Origin of the sequence: Rhizobium sp. RU20A, assembly GCF_900155885.1 — a bacterium.
Classification (GTDB): Bacteria; Pseudomonadota; Alphaproteobacteria; order Rhizobiales; family Rhizobiaceae; genus RU20A.
Window position 1 is genome coordinate 162,270 of sequence record NZ_FTMB01000004.1, and the last position, 14,947, is coordinate 177,216.

Annotated in this window: 14 protein-coding genes; 12 read left to right on the plus strand and 2 right to left on the minus strand. The window is 65.0% G+C overall.

Annotation, left to right across the window (positions count from 1 at the left end):
- The 7 genes from F3H41_RS12775 (at position 1) to F3H41_RS12805 (ending at position 6,645) form a co-directional block, all read left to right on the plus strand.
- Complete coding sequence (locus tag F3H41_RS12775; RefSeq protein ID WP_149739189.1) at positions 1 to 627, plus strand: nicotinate-nucleotide adenylyltransferase; 627 nt, start codon at positions 1 to 3, stop codon at positions 625 to 627.
- 89 nt (positions 628 to 716) lie between these two features.
- Positions 717 to 1,163, plus strand: a complete 447-nt coding sequence (gene rsfS, locus F3H41_RS12780) for a ribosome silencing factor (RefSeq protein ID WP_149739190.1) — start codon at positions 717 to 719, stop codon at positions 1,161 to 1,163.
- A gap of 128 nt (positions 1,164 to 1,291) precedes the next feature.
- Positions 1,292 to 1,774, plus strand: a complete 483-nt coding sequence (gene rlmH / locus F3H41_RS12785; protein WP_149739076.1) for a 23S rRNA (pseudouridine(1915)-N(3))-methyltransferase RlmH — start codon at positions 1,292 to 1,294, stop codon at positions 1,772 to 1,774.
- A gap of 86 nt (positions 1,775 to 1,860) precedes the next feature.
- The gene (locus F3H41_RS12790; RefSeq protein WP_244616180.1) at positions 1,861 to 3,402 is read left to right on the plus strand and encodes a murein hydrolase activator EnvC; all 1,542 of its coding nucleotides are present in this window, start codon (positions 1,861 to 1,863) and stop codon (positions 3,400 to 3,402) included.
- On the plus strand, positions 3,392 to 4,717 hold the full coding sequence (locus F3H41_RS12795) for a S41 family peptidase (protein WP_149739077.1): 1,326 nt from the start codon (positions 3,392 to 3,394) through the stop codon (positions 4,715 to 4,717). The genes F3H41_RS12790 and F3H41_RS12795 overlap by 11 nt, the downstream gene beginning before the upstream one ends.
- A gap of 171 nt (positions 4,718 to 4,888) precedes the next feature.
- The gene (locus F3H41_RS12800; RefSeq protein ID WP_149739192.1) at positions 4,889 to 6,088 is read left to right on the plus strand and encodes a divergent polysaccharide deacetylase family protein; all 1,200 of its coding nucleotides are present in this window, start codon (positions 4,889 to 4,891) and stop codon (positions 6,086 to 6,088) included.
- Between the two features lie 32 nt (positions 6,089 to 6,120).
- Positions 6,121 to 6,645: an RNA pyrophosphohydrolase gene (locus F3H41_RS12805; RefSeq protein ID WP_149739078.1), complete on the plus strand. Its 525-nt coding sequence runs from the start codon at positions 6,121 to 6,123 to the stop codon at positions 6,643 to 6,645.
- Between the two features lie 40 nt (positions 6,646 to 6,685).
- Here F3H41_RS12805 and hutC read toward each other — a convergent pair whose 3' ends face one another.
- Positions 6,686 to 7,375, minus strand: coding sequence for a histidine utilization repressor (hutC, locus tag F3H41_RS12810; protein ID WP_244616185.1), 690 nt, complete (start codon positions 7,373 to 7,375; stop codon positions 6,686 to 6,688).
- Between the two features lie 190 nt (positions 7,376 to 7,565).
- Positions 7,566 to 8,939, minus strand: coding sequence for a formimidoylglutamate deiminase (locus F3H41_RS12815; RefSeq protein WP_149739079.1), 1,374 nt, complete (start codon positions 8,937 to 8,939; stop codon positions 7,566 to 7,568).
- 106 nt (positions 8,940 to 9,045) lie between these two features.
- Here F3H41_RS12815 and hutI point away from each other — a divergent pair, with 106 nt between their 5' ends.
- Genes hutI through F3H41_RS12840 form a run of 5 tightly spaced genes read left to right on the plus strand, consistent with a single transcriptional unit; the run spans position 9,046 to position 14,918 of the window.
- Positions 9,046 to 10,308: an imidazolonepropionase gene (gene hutI / locus F3H41_RS12820; protein WP_149739080.1), complete on the plus strand. Its 1,263-nt coding sequence runs from the start codon at positions 9,046 to 9,048 to the stop codon at positions 10,306 to 10,308.
- Positions 10,305 to 11,840 (plus strand): histidine ammonia-lyase, encoded by a 1,536-nt coding sequence (gene hutH / locus F3H41_RS12825; RefSeq protein WP_149739081.1) that lies wholly within the window; start codon positions 10,305 to 10,307, stop codon positions 11,838 to 11,840. The genes hutI and hutH overlap by 4 nt, the downstream gene beginning before the upstream one ends.
- Before the next feature lies 1 nt (position 11,841).
- Positions 11,842 to 12,654 carry an N-formylglutamate deformylase gene (hutG, locus tag F3H41_RS12830; protein WP_149739082.1) on the plus strand — a complete coding sequence of 271 codons (813 nt, stop codon included), beginning with the start codon at positions 11,842 to 11,844 and terminating at the stop codon, positions 12,652 to 12,654.
- Positions 12,655 to 12,659: 5 nt separating this feature from the next.
- Positions 12,660 to 14,345, plus strand: a complete 1,686-nt coding sequence (hutU, locus tag F3H41_RS12835; protein WP_149739083.1) for a urocanate hydratase — start codon at positions 12,660 to 12,662, stop codon at positions 14,343 to 14,345.
- 9 nt (positions 14,346 to 14,354) lie between these two features.
- Positions 14,355 to 14,918 carry a HutD family protein gene (locus tag F3H41_RS12840; protein ID WP_149739084.1) on the plus strand — a complete coding sequence of 188 codons (564 nt, stop codon included), beginning with the start codon at positions 14,355 to 14,357 and terminating at the stop codon, positions 14,916 to 14,918.
- Positions 14,919 to 14,947: the final 29 nt, after the last annotated feature.

Genomic DNA, 14,947 nt, shown 5'->3' on the forward strand with positions numbered 1-14,947 from the left:
GTGGACGAGCACTATCTGAGGATGCCGCATGTCGAGCGCGGCATGCGCATCGGCCTGTTCGGCGGCTCCTTCAATCCGCCGCATGAGGGCCATGTGCTGGTGGCGGAAACGGCGCTGCGGCGCCTTCACCTCGACCAGCTTTGGTGGATCGTGACGCCGGGCAATCCACTGAAGGATCATCGCCAGCTGGCGCCCCTTGCGGAACGGCTGGCACTGTGCGAGGCCATGGCGAAAAACCCGCGCATTCGGGTCACGGCCTTTGAAAAGCGGCTCGGCCAGAGCTTTACGGCCAATACGCTGAAGATCGTCAAGGCGCGCAATCCCGGAATCCGATTCGTTTGGATCATGGGCGCCGACAATCTCGCGAGCTTCCACCGCTGGCAGCGTTGGCAGGATATCGCCCGTACCTTTCCGATTGCCGTGGTGGATCGGCCGGGATCGACGCTTGCCTATCTCTCCAGCCGCATGGCGCGCACCTTTGATTATGCGCGCGTTGACGAGGATCATGCGGCGACGCTTGCGACCTGCCCGGCGCCCGCCTGGACCTTCATTCACGGGCCGCGATCGAGCCTCAGCTCATCGGCGCTCAGGGCCGCATCTTGGGGCAAAAGGGACAAACCAGCGTAAAAACCTGTCGGCAACTTCTTGCGTCTTGAAACGTTAACGCTTCAGTGCCACTTTTTTCGAGCGGACGAAGCGCCAATTCGCGCCGCTTACTGCCTGTTACCGTCATAGGGAAAGGGAAAACTCTGACAACAGTGCACGCAAAGGCAAGTGCTCGTAGCACTTTCCACAAGAGCCCGGAACGCAGCGACGATGCAGCCGGCCGCGCTCTTCAACTGGTCCTCGAAAGCCTCGAGGACTCCAAGGCAGAAGATATCGTGACAATCGACATTGCCGGCAAATCGGCGCTCGGGGACTTCATGGTGGTCGTCTCCGGCCGCTCGACGCGTCACGTCATGGCGATTGCCGATCACCTGATCAGCGACCTGAAGGATGAAGGCTTCGGGAATTCCCGTGTCGAAGGGCTTGATGCCGGCGACTGGGTACTGATCGACACCGGCGACGTGATCGTTCACGTCTTCCGTCCGGAGATCCGGGAGTTCTACAACATCGAGAAGATGTGGCAGGCGCCCGACCTCGACGACGAGACCATTCATTAGCCGGGCAAGCGAACCGGGCATAAGGCCGTGACATCTTCGCCTGTTGCGAAGGGCTTGACGGCTCGTCCGTGACCGCAGATGAGGGCTGACGCCCTCCGTTCCCCTCGGTGGGCGGCGGGAGAGACAAGATGCGTGTCAGCCTGTTTGCCGTCGGCCGCCTGAAATCAGGTCCCGAAAAGGACCTCGCCAATCGATACATCGACCGTTTCGCCAAGTCAGGGCCTGCGGTAGGCCTCGAATTTGGCCGTATGATCGAGGTTAATGAAAGTCGCGCCGGCAATGCCGAGACGCGCAAGCGGGACGAGGCGGCCGAGCTTGAGAAGGTGCTGACCGAGCAGACGCAACTCGTGCTGCTGGACGAGCGCGGCAAGATGATCGGCTCGGAAGAGTTCGCCAGCCGCATCGGCAACTGGCGGGACAATGGACGGCGCGATGTGGTCTTCGCTATCGGCGGTGCCGACGGGCTGCTGCCATCCCTCCATGATCGCGCCGCCGAGGTTCTCTGTTTCGGCCGCATGACCTGGCCGCACCAGATTGCCCGTATCCTTCTCGCCGAACAGCTCTACCGTGCTACGACGATCCTGTCGGGCCATCCCTACCATCGTGTCTGATTCTCGGGACGGCAGGTCATCGTCGCATAAGCTTCAGGCGGCTTAATGCAGCAAGCCGCGTCCTTTCCTCATTTGGCCCCATCGGCATGGCAGGCGGTGTTGTTGCATTGCTTGAAACCCCGGCGGGTGACAGGCACAGTCGCAGGGCACGGGACGGCGCGAATCAATGGCGGCCGGATTCCCGCCTCAACTTTCAGGATCGTTCGTCGATGAAGCGTTCTCCGGCATGGCGCAGGCATTTCGCCCTTTCGGCGGGCTGCGGGCTCGTGGTGGCGCTGCTGGCCTCTTCCGGCTGGAGTCAGGAGGGCGACACGCCTGCGACGTCGCTACCGGAGCCGGCGGCGACCGCCTCGGTGCCGCCCCAGCACGATGCGGCGGCTGACCTTGCCGGCCGGCGGGACCGGACGCGGGCGGAGCTCGACGCGCTCTCCCAGTCGATTTCCGTTTCGCGCGAACGCGCCGCCGAGCTCGAGAAGAGCATTGCCGATCTCGACAAGACCACGCAGACGCTGCGGGCCGAGATCGTCGCCTCAGCCAAGCGCCGCCAGGATCTTGAACAGCAGATCCTCATTGGGGAAAAGAAACTGGTGACCTTGCTTGGCAAGGAAGCCGTGGCGAAATCCTCGCTTCTGGCACGCCGCGATGTGCTGTCCGAGGTCCTGGCCGCCTTGCAGCGCATGGGCCGCAATCCGCCGCCGGCCATGCTGGTCAGCCCTGAAGATGCTCTAAACTCGGTGCGCAGCGCCATCTTGATGGGTGCGGTGGTGCCCGGTCTTCGCCAGGAGACGGATCGGCTTGTCGCCGATCTCAAGGCGCTGACGGATGTACGCACGCAAATGGTCAAAGAGCGCGATTCGCTGAAGACCGCCATGCAGTCGGCCAGCGAGGAAGAGCGTCGCACCAATCTGCTGATTGCCGAAAAAGCCAAGCTGCGCGAGCAGAACAGCGCGGATCTTGCCATTGAAAAGCGCCGTGCCGAGGATCTGGCTGCGCGGTCCACCAGCCTTGACCGGCTGATCGCGGCGCTGGAGACGGAGATTTCCAGTGTGCGCGATGCGGCGGACGCTGCCCGCCAGCTGGATGCCGAACGGGCTCGCCAGAGCGAGGCGCAGCGGGAGGCGGCGCGGGCGCGGGCCCAACAGGCCGTGCCCGACAAAAACCGCATTGCTCCCGCATTTGCTTTTATCGACTTGAAGAAGAAACTTCCTCTGCCCGTTGCCGGTACCTTGGTGCGTAAATTCGGTGACGAGGACGGAACCGGCCACAGTCTCCAGGGCGCGCTCGTCGAGACGAGCCCCGGTGCGCTGGTGACGGCGCCGTCGGACGGATGGGTGGTCTTCGCCGGCAAGTTCCGCAGTTATGGGCAGACGATTATTCTCAATCCGGGTGACGGCTACCATGTGGTGCTGACCGGGATGGAGGCGACGAATGTCACGCAGGGGCAATTCGTGGTGGCGGGCGAACCGCTGGCGACGATGGGTGCCAAACGTGTGGCGAGTGCGACGGCATTGGCGCTGGAAACGGAGCGGCCAACGCTTTACATTGAATTTCGAAAGGACGGGAAGCCGGTCGATTCTGGACCCTGGTGGACCGCCGCAGAACCTGGAAAGGCGCGCAATGATTCGTAGGGTTTCCCTTGTGATGGTCGGGGCGATGGTGGGTGCCGCGGCGACGGCCACGGTCTATTCGGCTGTTGTTCCCGCCGTGGCGGCCAATCCGTCCACCTATCGCGAACTGTCGATTTTCGGCGATGTGTTCGAGCGCGTCCGGGCTCAATATGTGACGAAGCCAGAGGACAACAAGCTGATCGAATCGGCGATCAGCGGCATGCTGACCTCGCTCGATCCGCATTCCAGCTACATGAATGCCAATGATGCCGAGGATATGCGCACGCAGACGCGCGGCGAATTTGGCGGCCTCGGCATCGAGGTCACCATGGAGAACGATCTGGTCAAGGTAACGAGCCCGATCGACGACACGCCCGCCGCCAAGGCTGGTGTTCTGGCCGGCGACCTGATTTCCAAGATCGACGACAAGGATGTGCGCGGCCTCAAGCTCGAGGAAGCCGTCGAGAAGATGCGCGGGGCCGTTGGCACGCCCATCAAGCTGACGATCCTGCGCAAGGGTGCCGAAAAGCCGATCGAGATCAGCATCGTGCGCGACATCATCGCCGTTCGTGCGGTCAAGTATCGCGTCGAGAATGGCAATGTCGGCTATCTGCGCGTCATTTCCTTCACGGAAAAGACCTTCGACGACCTGAAGAAGGGTATCGAGAAGATCAAGGCGGAAGTGCCGGCCGACAAGCTGAAGGGCTATGTGCTCGACCTGCGCCTCAACCCTGGCGGTCTTCTAGACCAGGCCATCAACGTCTCCGACGCCTTCCTCGACCGCGGCGAAGTGGTTTCCACGCGCGGCCGCAATCCGGAAGAAACGCGCCGCTTCAACGCGACGCCGGGCGATCTGACGGACGGCAAGCCGGTCATCGTGCTCGTCAATGGCGGTTCTGCTTCGGCTTCGGAAATCGTCGCCGGCGCGCTGCAGGATCTGAAGCGCGCCACGGTTGTCGGCACGCGGTCCTTCGGCAAGGGCTCGGTGCAGACGATCATTCCGCTCGGCGATGCCGGGGCGCTGCGTTTGACGACGGCGCTCTATTACACGCCGTCGGGCAAGTCGATCCAGGGCACGGGCATTTCGCCTGACATCAAGGTGGAGCAGCCACTGCCGCCGGAACTGCTCGGCAAGGTCGAGGCCGCCGGCGAATCGCAGCTCACCGGCCACATCAAGGGCCAGAGCGAGACGGAAGAAGGCTCGGGTTCAATTGCCTATGTGCCGCCGGAAACCAAGGATGACATCCAGCTGAATTATGCGCTGGACCTGCTCGAAGGCAAGAAGACCGATCCGTCTTTCCCGGCCAATCCGCAGAAAGCGGAACTCAAGCAGTAACACGATCATGCGGCCGCCTTCGGGCGGCCGTTTCCGTTTCGAGCCTCTGCCTTGCAGGCAAATCGCGCATGCGGGCGCGCGGCGAATCAGCTAGCGATGGTGCCGGACCCGCCAGTGCCCGACGCGGCATTGGCCGGCTGGAGCGGATTTTTTGCGAAGACCGGATCACCATTGAATACGGATTTAAATGCACCGCTCGGCGGCCCCCGTAAGCCGGAAAAGGGCCGGCGGCGCTCCGGTCGCCTCATCGGCGGCGGGTTGATCGGTCTCTGCCTCGTGGGCATTGCTGTCGGTGTGCCGGTCTGGAGCCACCTTTCCACATCGTCGCTCAGGGCCCCCGTCGTCGAGGCAGCGAAGACCGATGAGGCCGCGACAAATGCCGCTGGAGATCCCGCCCAGGACGTGAAAGCAGGCACCCGCGATCCGCGCAGCGGACCACTTTCCGGCGCGACCGTCACTCGTCAGACGATGGAAGACGGCAATGTCGTGACCACCTTTTCTCCGGGGCAGCGGGCCGGAGACGGTCCCGCCTTCATCGATGTCGGCAACAATCGTCGCCAGGATCCCCGCAGCGCCGGTCTTCCCGATCCGGCGTTGGTCGAGGACACGCCGCACGGCCCACTCCCGATCATCGGGCCGGACGGGTTACGGCCCATGGACTTTTACGGCCGCGCCTGGTCGGGTGCTCGTGGGGTTCGCATTGCCATTGTGGTGGGCGGCCTCGGCCTCAGCCAGACAGGCACGCAACACGCCATCAGCACCCTGCCGGGACCCATCACGCTTGCCTTTGCGGCGTCGGGCAACAGCCTGCAGCGCTGGGTGCAGCAGGCGCGCCGAGATGGGCACGAGGTGCTTTTGCAATTGCCCATGGAGCCCTTCGACTATCCGCAAAACGATCCGGGACCGCTCACATTGCTGACCAGTGCGAAGGGCGCACAGCTGACGGGCGACCTCGAAGCCGCTTTGGTGCGGATGGGCAGCTATACGGGTGTGATGAATTATCTCGGCGGCAAGTTCCTCTCTGACAGCGATGCCCTGGAGACGGTGATCCGCGATGTCAGCGGGCGTGGTCTGCTGTTCCTCGATGATGGCTCCTCTGCCCAGTCGTTGTCTGGCAAGGTCGCGGGTGCCGTCGGAGCGCCGCATGGCTTTGCGGACCTGACGCTCGATGCCACGCTGGACGAAGGGGCGATCCTGCGCAAGCTGGACGAATTGGAGCGGATCGCGCGCAAGAACGGCAGCGCGATCGGCGTCGCCTCGGCGTTCGATGAAAGCGTCGCCGCCATTGCGAAATGGAGCGATGAGGCCTCGGGTCGCGGCATCGAGATTGTCGGCCCCTCTGTGCTGATCGGCGAGCCGCAGCCGCAATGATCCGGCGGATTTTCTTGTGAAGGAGAACCAGGATGAACAAGAAGACAGTGAAGCGTGCCGAGGATTTGCCCTATCGGCCCTGCGTCGGCGTCATGGTTCTCAATCGCGATGGGCTTGTCTGGGTGGGGCGCCGCCTGTGGGAGGGCAATAGCGAAGCCGTTCCCGGCACGCCGCAGCTCTGGCAGATGCCGCAGGGCGGCATTGACGAGGGCGAAGATGCGCTGAAGGCGGCGCATCGCGAGCTTTACGAGGAAACCGGCATGCGCTCGGTCTCGCTGCTGGCGGAAGCGCCGGAGTGGATCACCTATGACCTGCCGGCCGAACTCATCGGCATCGGCCTGAAGGGCAAGTATCGCGGCCAGAAGCAGCGCTGGTTCGCCTTCCGCTTCGAGGGCGATGATAGCGAGATCGCCATCAACCCGCCGCCGGGTGGTCATACGGCCGAATTTGACGCCTGGGACTGGAAGGCAATGGCGCTTCTTCCGGGGCTGATCGTGGATTTCAAGCGGCCGGCCTACGAGAAGGTCGTGGCCGCCTTCGGGCACCTTGCACCCTGACGACGTCGGTATGAGCCGCAATCCTTCGCCGGATTCACACTTACTGTGAAGCGGGTGTGAAGCGGGCGATCAGGGCGTGCGTATCGCCGGGATAGGTCAGGCGAACGCGCGTGATGGGGCCGAGCGCGTTCCACGTCTGGCGCTCCACGACAAGGCAGGCCGCGCCTTTGGGAATGGCAAGACGTTTGGCAAGGTCCCCGCTGGCAGAGACGGCCTGGATCCGGTGTTCGGCCGTGCTCCAGGGCACTTGCCGCAGCAGCCACTGGCCCGGCGGCGTTCCCGTGAAATCGGCATGCAGCGCGTCCGGCACGGCGGCAGCATTGATGAGGCGTTCCTCCACGCAGAAGGGGCGGGGGCCGGCAAAGTGCACGCAGACGAGGTCCATCACCTCCGTGCCATCGGCGATATCCATCGCGGCTTGGTCAGGGGCGCCGGAGGTGCGGCGCTCGTGCTTCAGGCATTCGAATCGGTAGGGCAGGCCGAGCGAGCGGACCTCGGCCTCGATATCGTGAATCTCCAGCACCGCTGACTGCGCGCGGGGCTGGGTAACGAAGGTTCCGGCCTTGCGGTGCCGTTCGATCAGACCCGACTTCACCAGCTGTGTCATGACCTTGTTCACAGTCATGCGCGAGACGCCGTATTGCTCGGCAAGATCCACTTCGAAGGGCAGGCGAAAGCCAGGCGGCCATTCACCAGACATGATTCGACCTTCGATTTCACCGAGAATCATCTGGTGGCGCGTGCGTTCGCGCGGAGGTTCTACGTCCGTTGCCTCTGCTCCCAAACGCGAGCCCTTCCCGCCATGCATGCTGTTGTCGGTCACGCGTCTGTCTTTCTCCGGGCTGTGCCTCTTTTCTTTGTAAGCGCAGGCTGCGCCGACGGAAAAGCGGGAAATGTGCGGCAGCGGTCTTTGTCAGGCGTCACAGGTCCGAAACAAGATTGCGCATGGCCGCGTCGAAGCGGGCGCGGATGGCATCGCGCCGGATGTGGTGGCCACCTTCCACCTGCTTTCTGCCGCGCGCCCAGACGCAATCGATGCCGATCGTGCCAGCAAAGACGAGGCTGTCGAGGATGGCCTCCGTGGGCGTGTAGGGTGCGCGGGAGAGATCGAGCGAAACGAGATCGGCGGGTTGGCCCGGGGCAATGCCGGCGGGAACGACGCGACCGTGCCCGGCGGCGGTTCCGAGCGCCTGCCCCCCACCGGCAAGAGCTTGGTTGAACAGCCGGTCGCCGGTTGCCTCGCCGGGGGCGGCGATGACGTTTCGGGCGCGGCGCGCGAGGCGCTGCGAGTATTCGAGTGTGCGCAGTTCCTCGGCCATGGAAATGAGGACATTGGAATCCGATCCGATACCAAACCTCCCGCCGGACGCCAGGAAGGTCGGGGCGTTAAAAACGCCGTCACCAAGGTTGGCCTCGGTGATCGGGCAAAGGCCCGCGACGGCGCCGCGCGCCGCCATTGCGGTCGTCTCCGTCTCGGTCATGTGGGTGGCGTGGATGAGGCACCAGCGTTCATCGACCGGGGCATGGTCCAGCAGCCATTCGACGGGGCGCCGGCCGCTCCACGCGATGCAGTCTTCCACCTCCTTCACCTGTTCGGCCACGTGGATATGAACGGGGCCGGGGCCGACGAGCGGCAGGATGGCGGTCAACTCATCCGGCGTCACGGCCCGCAGGCTGTGGGGCGCGATGCCGAGGATAACGCCATCGCGCGGGGCGAGGTGGGCGCGGGCGCCTTCCAGAAGCCGGGCAAAGCCGTCGATGTCGTTGATGAAGCGGCGCTGGCCTTCGATGGGCGCCGCACCGCCGAAACCGGAATGGGCGTAGAAGACGGGAAGCAGTGTCAGGCCGATCCCTGTCGTTTGGCTTGCTGCGGCGATGCGACCTGCCATTTCGGCGATATCGGCGAAAGGCCGGCCGTCGATATCATGGTGCAGGTAATGGAATTCGCCGACGCGGGCAAAGCCGGCTTCCAGCATCTCCATGTAGAGCTGCGCGGCAACGGCTTCGACCTGCTCGGGCGTCATGGAGAGCGCGAAGCGATACATGACGGTGCGCCAGCTCCAGAAACTGTCATCGCCAGGGCCGCGCCGCTCGGCAAGGCCGGCCATAGCGCGCTGGAAGGCGTGGCTGTGGAGGTTGGCCATGGCCGGGATGACGACGGCATGGCGCTCGTCGCCGGCCTGTGGCGGCATCCCTGTAACGAGGTCGGTGATCACTCCGTTTTGCACGGTGATGCGCGCATTTTCGGCCCAGCCTGCATCGATCCATGCCCGTTCCACGTGAATCACCGTCATGCCGCCCTCCGTCACGGGTTCAAAAATTCGACTTGCGCCGACTGGAATAAGTATATACATATTTGATCCGCAGACGGGATGCAAGGTCGATCTTGGAGGAAGCGGAATGGCAGGCAGGGTTCGCATCTGGCGCAATGCCAACCTCATCACCCTCGATCCGAGCCGCGAGGGACTTGGTCTGATCGAAGACGCGGTTCTGGCGGTGTCCGGCGAACGGATCGTCCATGTGGGGCCGGACGCCGACCTGCCCACCGATTTTACCGCTCAAGCCGAAAGCGTCGATTGCGGTGGCCGCTGGATCACCCCCGGTCTGATCGACTGCCACACCCATCTGATCCATTCCGGAAACCGGGCCCGCGAATTCGAAATGCGCCTCGCCGGCGCGTCCTATGAAGAGATCGCGCGGGCCGGCGGCGGCATCGTGTCCTCGGTCCGGCATGTCAGGGCGGCGAGCGAGGCGGAACTCGTGGCCGAAAGCCTGCCGCGGCTCGATGCACTGCTGGCCGAAGGCGTGACGACGGTCGAGATCAAGTCCGGCTATGGGCTGACGGTGGCCGACGAGATCAAGATGCTTGCCGCGGCGCGGCGTCTCGGGGAGCAGCGTCCGGTCGGGGTGACGACGACCTATCTCGGCGCCCATGCGGTTCCAGCCGAATACAAGGGCCGCAACGGCGCCTTCATCGACGAGATCGTGCTGCCGGGTCTTGAAGCCGCCCATGCCGCCGGCCTTGTCGATGCCGTCGATGGTTTCTGCGAGGGCATTGCCTTCTCGCCCGCTGAGATGCGCCGCGTGTTCGACCATGCCGCGGCACATGGTCTGCCCGTCAAGCTGCATGCCGATCAACTCTCCGATCTTGATGGCGCTGCGCTCGCGGCCTCCTATGGCGCCCTGTCGGCGGATCATCTGGAATACACCAATGCGGCCGGAGCAGCGGCGATGGCCGCAAGCGGCACGGTCGCCGTGCTGTTGCCCGGCGCCTACTACTTCATCCGCGAGACCAGGAAGCCGCCCGTTGATCTCTTCCGCGCGCACGGCACGGCGATGGCGCTCGCCACGGACTGCAACCCCGGCACCTCGCCGCTGACCTCGCTGCTGCTGACCATGAACATGGGCGCAACGCTGTTCGGCATGACCGTCGCCGAATGCCTTGCCGGCGTGACGCGCGAGGCGGCGCGGGCCCTCGGGCGCCTTGACGAGATCGGCACGCTGGAAGTCGGCAAGCGCGCCGATTTCTGCCTGTGGTCGATCCGCGAGCCGGCCGAGCTCGTTTACCGCATGGGGTTCAATCCCCTGCATGACCGCATCTTTGGCGGCGTCGCCGATCGCGACCGCGCCCTGCCCATCGCGAAGCGAGGAGACATTCGATGACCATTACCCTTCATCCCGGCGCCGTCAGCCTTGCGGATCTCTCCGCCATCTACTGGGAGGGCGAGGCGGCGGTGCTCGATCGCGGATTCGATGCGGGCATCGAGAAGGCGGCGGCGCGCATTGCCGAGATCGCCGCCGGTAACGAGCCGGTCTACGGCATCAATACCGGCTTCGGAAAGCTGGCCTCGATCAAGATCGATGCAGCCGATACGGCAACGCTGCAGCGCAATCTCATCCTCTCCCATTGCTGCGGCGTGGGCCAGCCGATGCCTGACACTGTCGTCAGGCTCATCATGGCGCTGAAGCTGATCTCGCTCGGGCGCGGTGCCTCTGGCGTGCGGCTGGAACTGATCCGGCTGATCGAGGCCATGCTCGAGAAGGGCGTCGTGCCCGTCATTCCCGAAAAAGGCTCGGTCGGCGCGTCCGGCGATCTTGCGCCGCTCGCGCATCTCGCCGCGGTGATGATGGGGGAGGCTGAGGCCTTCTTCGCCGGCGAACGACTGCCGGGCCGTGTTGCTCTTGAGCAGGCCGGGTTGACGCCGGTCGTGCTGGCGGCGAAGGAAGGGTTGGCGCTGATCAATGGCACCCAGGCCTCCACGGCGCTGGCGCTGGCCGGCCTTTTCCGCGCCCATCGCGGGCTCGTCTCGGCGCTGGTGACCGGCGCTCTGTCCACCGATGCGGCCATGGGTTCGTCCGCACCGTTTACCGCCGACATCCACACGCTGCGCGGCCATCGCGGCCAGATCGACACGGCTGCGGCGCTGCGCCGCCTCTTGGAAGGGTCAGTGATCCGCGAGAGCCACTTGCAGGGCGACGAGCGCGTTCAGGATCCCTACTGCCTGCGCTGCCAGCCGCAGGTGGATGGCGCTTGCCTTGATGTGCTGCGCATGGCGGCGCGCACGCTGGAGATCGAGGCCAATGCGGTCACCGACAATCCGCTGGTGCTCTCGGACAATTCCGTCGTCTCGGGCGGCAATTTCCACGCCGAACCCGTGGCCTTTGCGGCCGACCAGATCGCCATCGCCGTCTGCGAGATCGGCGCGATCGCCCAGCGCCGCATCGCGCTCCTCGTCGATCCCGCGCTCTCCTATGGATTGCCTGCCTTCCTTGCGAAGAAGCCGGGCCTGAATTCCGGCCTGATGATTGCGGAGGTCACCTCTGCCGCCCTGATGAGCGAAAACAAGCAGATGGCGCACCCGGCCTCGGTGGATTCCACACCCACCTCCGCCAATCAGGAGGACCATGTTTCCATGGCCTGCCACGGCGCGCGGCGCCTGCTCGCCATGACCGAAAACCTCTTCGCCATTCTCGGCATCGAGGCGCTGGCCGGAGCGCAGGGCGTAGAACTGCGCGCGCCGCTGGTGACGAGCCCGGCGCTTTCGAAAGCGATCGCGGCGCTGCGCGCCGTGGTGCCGACGCTCGACGAGGACCGCTACATGGCCCCGGATCTCGCGGCTGCCACGACGCTGGTTTCCTCCGGCGGGCTCATTGCGGCGGTTGCCGAGGGCATTCTGCCGGGGCTGGAGGCGTGAGATGACCGCGCCATTCGAGCTCCGTAAGGGCACCTCGCCGATCATTCTCGGCCTGCCGCATACCGGCACCCATGTTCCCGCCGACATCCATGCGCGGCTGAACGACAATGGCCGGCTGCTGGCCGATACGGACTGGCATATCGAGCGGCTCTATGACGGGCTGCTGCCGGATGTGACGGTCGTGCGGGCCACCTTCCACCGCTATGTCATCGACGCCAACCGCGATCCGGCCGGCGTCAGCCTCTATCCGGGTCAGAACACGACGGGGCTGGTGCCGCTCACCGATTTCGACGGCGCGCCGATCTGGAAAGCCGGGGCCGAGCCGACCGAGAGCGATGTGGCGGTGCGGCTTGCCGCCTTCCACGCGCCCTATCACGCCGCGCTGGCGGCGGAGGTGGCGCGCGTGAAAGCCATCCACGGCGTGGCCGTCGTCTATGACTGCCACTCGATCCGCTCGCAGATCCCCTTCCTCTTCGAAGGCCGCCTGCCGGATTTCAACATCGGCACGAATGGCGGGCAGACCTGCGATCCGGCGCTGGAGGCCGACGCGCTTGCCGCCGTGGCTGCGGCGGAGGGCTATAGCCATGTGCTGAACGGCCGCTTCAAGGGTGGCTGGACGACGCGCCACTACGGCCAGCCGGAGACGGGCGTGCACGCCATCCAGATGGAACTGGCGCAGGCGACCCACCTCGTCACCGAGGCCCCGCTCTTTGCCTATGACACGACCAAGGCCGCGCGGCTGCGCGGCACCCTGCAAACCCTTCTGAAGCGCCTGGAGGATACCGCGCTTCGTCTCTGTTCCGCGAAAGGATGATCCCGATGAGCAATCCCCGCCACAACACCCGCGACGTTCGCGCCCCGCAGGGCACCACGCTCAACGCCAAGAGCTGGATGACGGAAGCGCCGCTGCGCATGCTGATGAACAATCTCGACCCCGATGTCGCCGAGCGCCCGCACGAGCTGGTCGTCTATGGTGGCATCGGCCGCGCGGCCCGCACCTGGGACGATTTCGACCGCATCGTCGCGACGCTCAAGGATCTGACGGAAGAGGAAACGCTGATCGTGCAGTCCGGCAAGCCTGTCGGCGTTTTCCGCACCCACAAGGATGCGCCGCGCGTGCTGATCGCCAATTCCAACCTCGTGCCGCACTGGGCCACATGGGACCATTTCAACGAGCTGGATAAGAAAGGCCTTGCCATGTACGGCCAGATGACGGCCGGCTCCTGGATCTATATCGGCACGCAGGGCATCGTGCAGGGCACCTACGAGACCTTTGTGGAGGCCGGCCGCCAGCATTACGGAGGCAATCTCACGGGCAAGTGGATCCTGACCGGCGGTCTCGGTGGCATGGGTGGAGCGCAGCCGCTCGCCGCCGTCATGGCCGGCGCCTGCTGCCTCGCCGTCGAATGCGATGAGACCCGCGTCGATTTCCGCCTGCGCACCCGCTATGTGGACGCCAAGGCGCACACGCTGGACGAGGCGCTTGCCATGATCGATGTGTGGACCAAGGCGGGCGAGGCAAAGTCGGTCGGCCTCATCGGCAATGCCGCCGACATCTTCCCCGAGCTCGTGGCCCGCATGAAGGCCGGTGGCCCGCGCCCTGATATCGTCACCGACCAGACCTCGGCCCACGACCCCATCCACGGCTACCTGCCCTCCGGCTGGAGCGTCGCCGAATGGCGCGCCAAGCAGGAAAGCGATCCTAAGGCCGTGGAAGCGGCGGCGCGCGCCTCGATGAAGGTGCATGTGGAGGCAATGGTCGATTTCTGGAATGCCGGCGTGCCGACGCTCGATTACGGCAATAATATTCGCCAGGTGGCCCGGGAAGAGGGCTTCGAGAACGCCTTCGCCTTCCCCGGTTTCGTGCCGGCCTATATCCGCCCGCTGTTCTGCCGCGGCATCGGCCCCTTTCGCTGGGCGGCGCTCTCCGGCGATCCGGAAGACATCTACAAGACCGACGCGAAGGTGAAGGAGCTGCTGCCCGACAACACGCATCTGCACACCTGGCTCGACATGGCGCGCGAGCGCATCGCGTTCCAGGGCCTGCCGGCGCGGATCTGCTGGGTCGGCCTTGGCGATCGGCACAAGCTGGGCCTCGCCTTCAACGAGATGGTGCGCAAGGGCGAGCTGAAGGCGCCGGTGGTGATCGGCCGCGACCATCTCGATTCCGGCTCCGTCGCCTCGCCGAACCGCGAGACGGAAGCGATGAAGGACGGTTCGGACGCCGTTTCCGACTGGCCGCTGCTGAACGCGCTGCTGAACTGCGCCTCCGGCGCCACCTGGGTGTCGCTGCACCACGGCGGCGGGGTCGGCATGGGCTTTTCGCAGCATTCGGGCATGGTGATCTGCGCCGACGGCACCGATGATGCGGCGCGCCGGCTGGAGCGGGTGCTGTGGAACGATCCGGCGACCGGCGTGATGCGCCATGCCGATGCCGGCTACGAGATCGCGCTCGACTGCGCCAAGGACAAGGGCCTGCGCCTGCCCGGCATTCTCGGCAATTGAGGGCAGGGCATGCGCATTATTCGCCGCGCCGATTACCGGCGCATGCCGTGGAAGAATGGCGGCGGTCTCACCGAAGAGATCGCCGGCGATCCGCCCGGTGCCGATATGGATGGGTTCGACTGGCGGCTCAGCATCGCGCATGTGGCGGCTGACGGTCCGTTCTCGCGCTTTCCCGACATCGACCGCAGTATCGCCGTGCTCTCCGGCGGTAGCATGGGTCTGACGGTGGAGGGCGACGAGGAGATAGCGCTGCTGGAAGCGGGAGCGCCCTTCGCCTTTGACGGTGGGGCGGCGGTGGTGAGCCGCCTCTTTGCAGGGCCGACCATCGACCTCAACATCATGACCCGGCGCGGACGGTTGAAGCACCGGATGCAGCGGATCGTGCTGCCGGCGGGCGGCGAAGTTTCTGGCGCTGAAGCCGGAACGCTGCTTGTGGCGACGGCCGCTTTCGATGTTGGCGTCGAAGGCATGCCGACAGAGGTGGCGGTGTTCGATACGGTGCAGTTGGATGGCGGCGAGCGTGTCGGGGCGAGGGCCGAGGCGGCGGTGATACGGATTGACCTCTACCGTTGAGCAAGCGCCTGTCCGGCAAAAGCGCGCCA

What these genes read in the sequence shown, in the direction of transcription:
- rlmH (WP_149739076.1), top strand. Translation starts at nt 1,292, where the DNA reads ATGCGTGTCAGCCTGTTTGCCGTCGGCCGCCTGAAATCAGGTCCCGAA.
- F3H41_RS12790 (WP_244616180.1), top strand. Translation starts at nt 1,861, where the DNA reads ATGGCAGGCGGTGTTGTTGCATTGCTTGAAACCCCGGCGGGTGACAGG.
- F3H41_RS12795 (WP_149739077.1), top strand. Translation starts at nt 3,392, where the DNA reads ATGATTCGTAGGGTTTCCCTTGTGATGGTCGGGGCGATGGTGGGTGCC.
- F3H41_RS12805 (WP_149739078.1), top strand. Translation starts at nt 6,121, where the DNA reads ATGAACAAGAAGACAGTGAAGCGTGCCGAGGATTTGCCCTATCGGCCC.
- hutC (WP_244616185.1), bottom strand. Translation starts at nt 7,375, where the DNA reads ATGATTCTCGGTGAAATCGAAGGTCGAATCATGTCTGGTGAATGGCCG.
- F3H41_RS12815 (WP_149739079.1), bottom strand. Translation starts at nt 8,939, where the DNA reads ATGACGGTGATTCACGTGGAACGGGCATGGATCGATGCAGGCTGGGCC.
- hutI (WP_149739080.1), top strand. Translation starts at nt 9,046, where the DNA reads ATGGCAGGCAGGGTTCGCATCTGGCGCAATGCCAACCTCATCACCCTC.
- hutH (WP_149739081.1), top strand. Translation starts at nt 10,305, where the DNA reads ATGACCATTACCCTTCATCCCGGCGCCGTCAGCCTTGCGGATCTCTCC.
- hutG (WP_149739082.1), top strand. Translation starts at nt 11,842, where the DNA reads ATGACCGCGCCATTCGAGCTCCGTAAGGGCACCTCGCCGATCATTCTC.
- hutU (WP_149739083.1), top strand. Translation starts at nt 12,660, where the DNA reads ATGAGCAATCCCCGCCACAACACCCGCGACGTTCGCGCCCCGCAGGGC.
- F3H41_RS12840 (WP_149739084.1), top strand. Translation starts at nt 14,355, where the DNA reads ATGCGCATTATTCGCCGCGCCGATTACCGGCGCATGCCGTGGAAGAAT.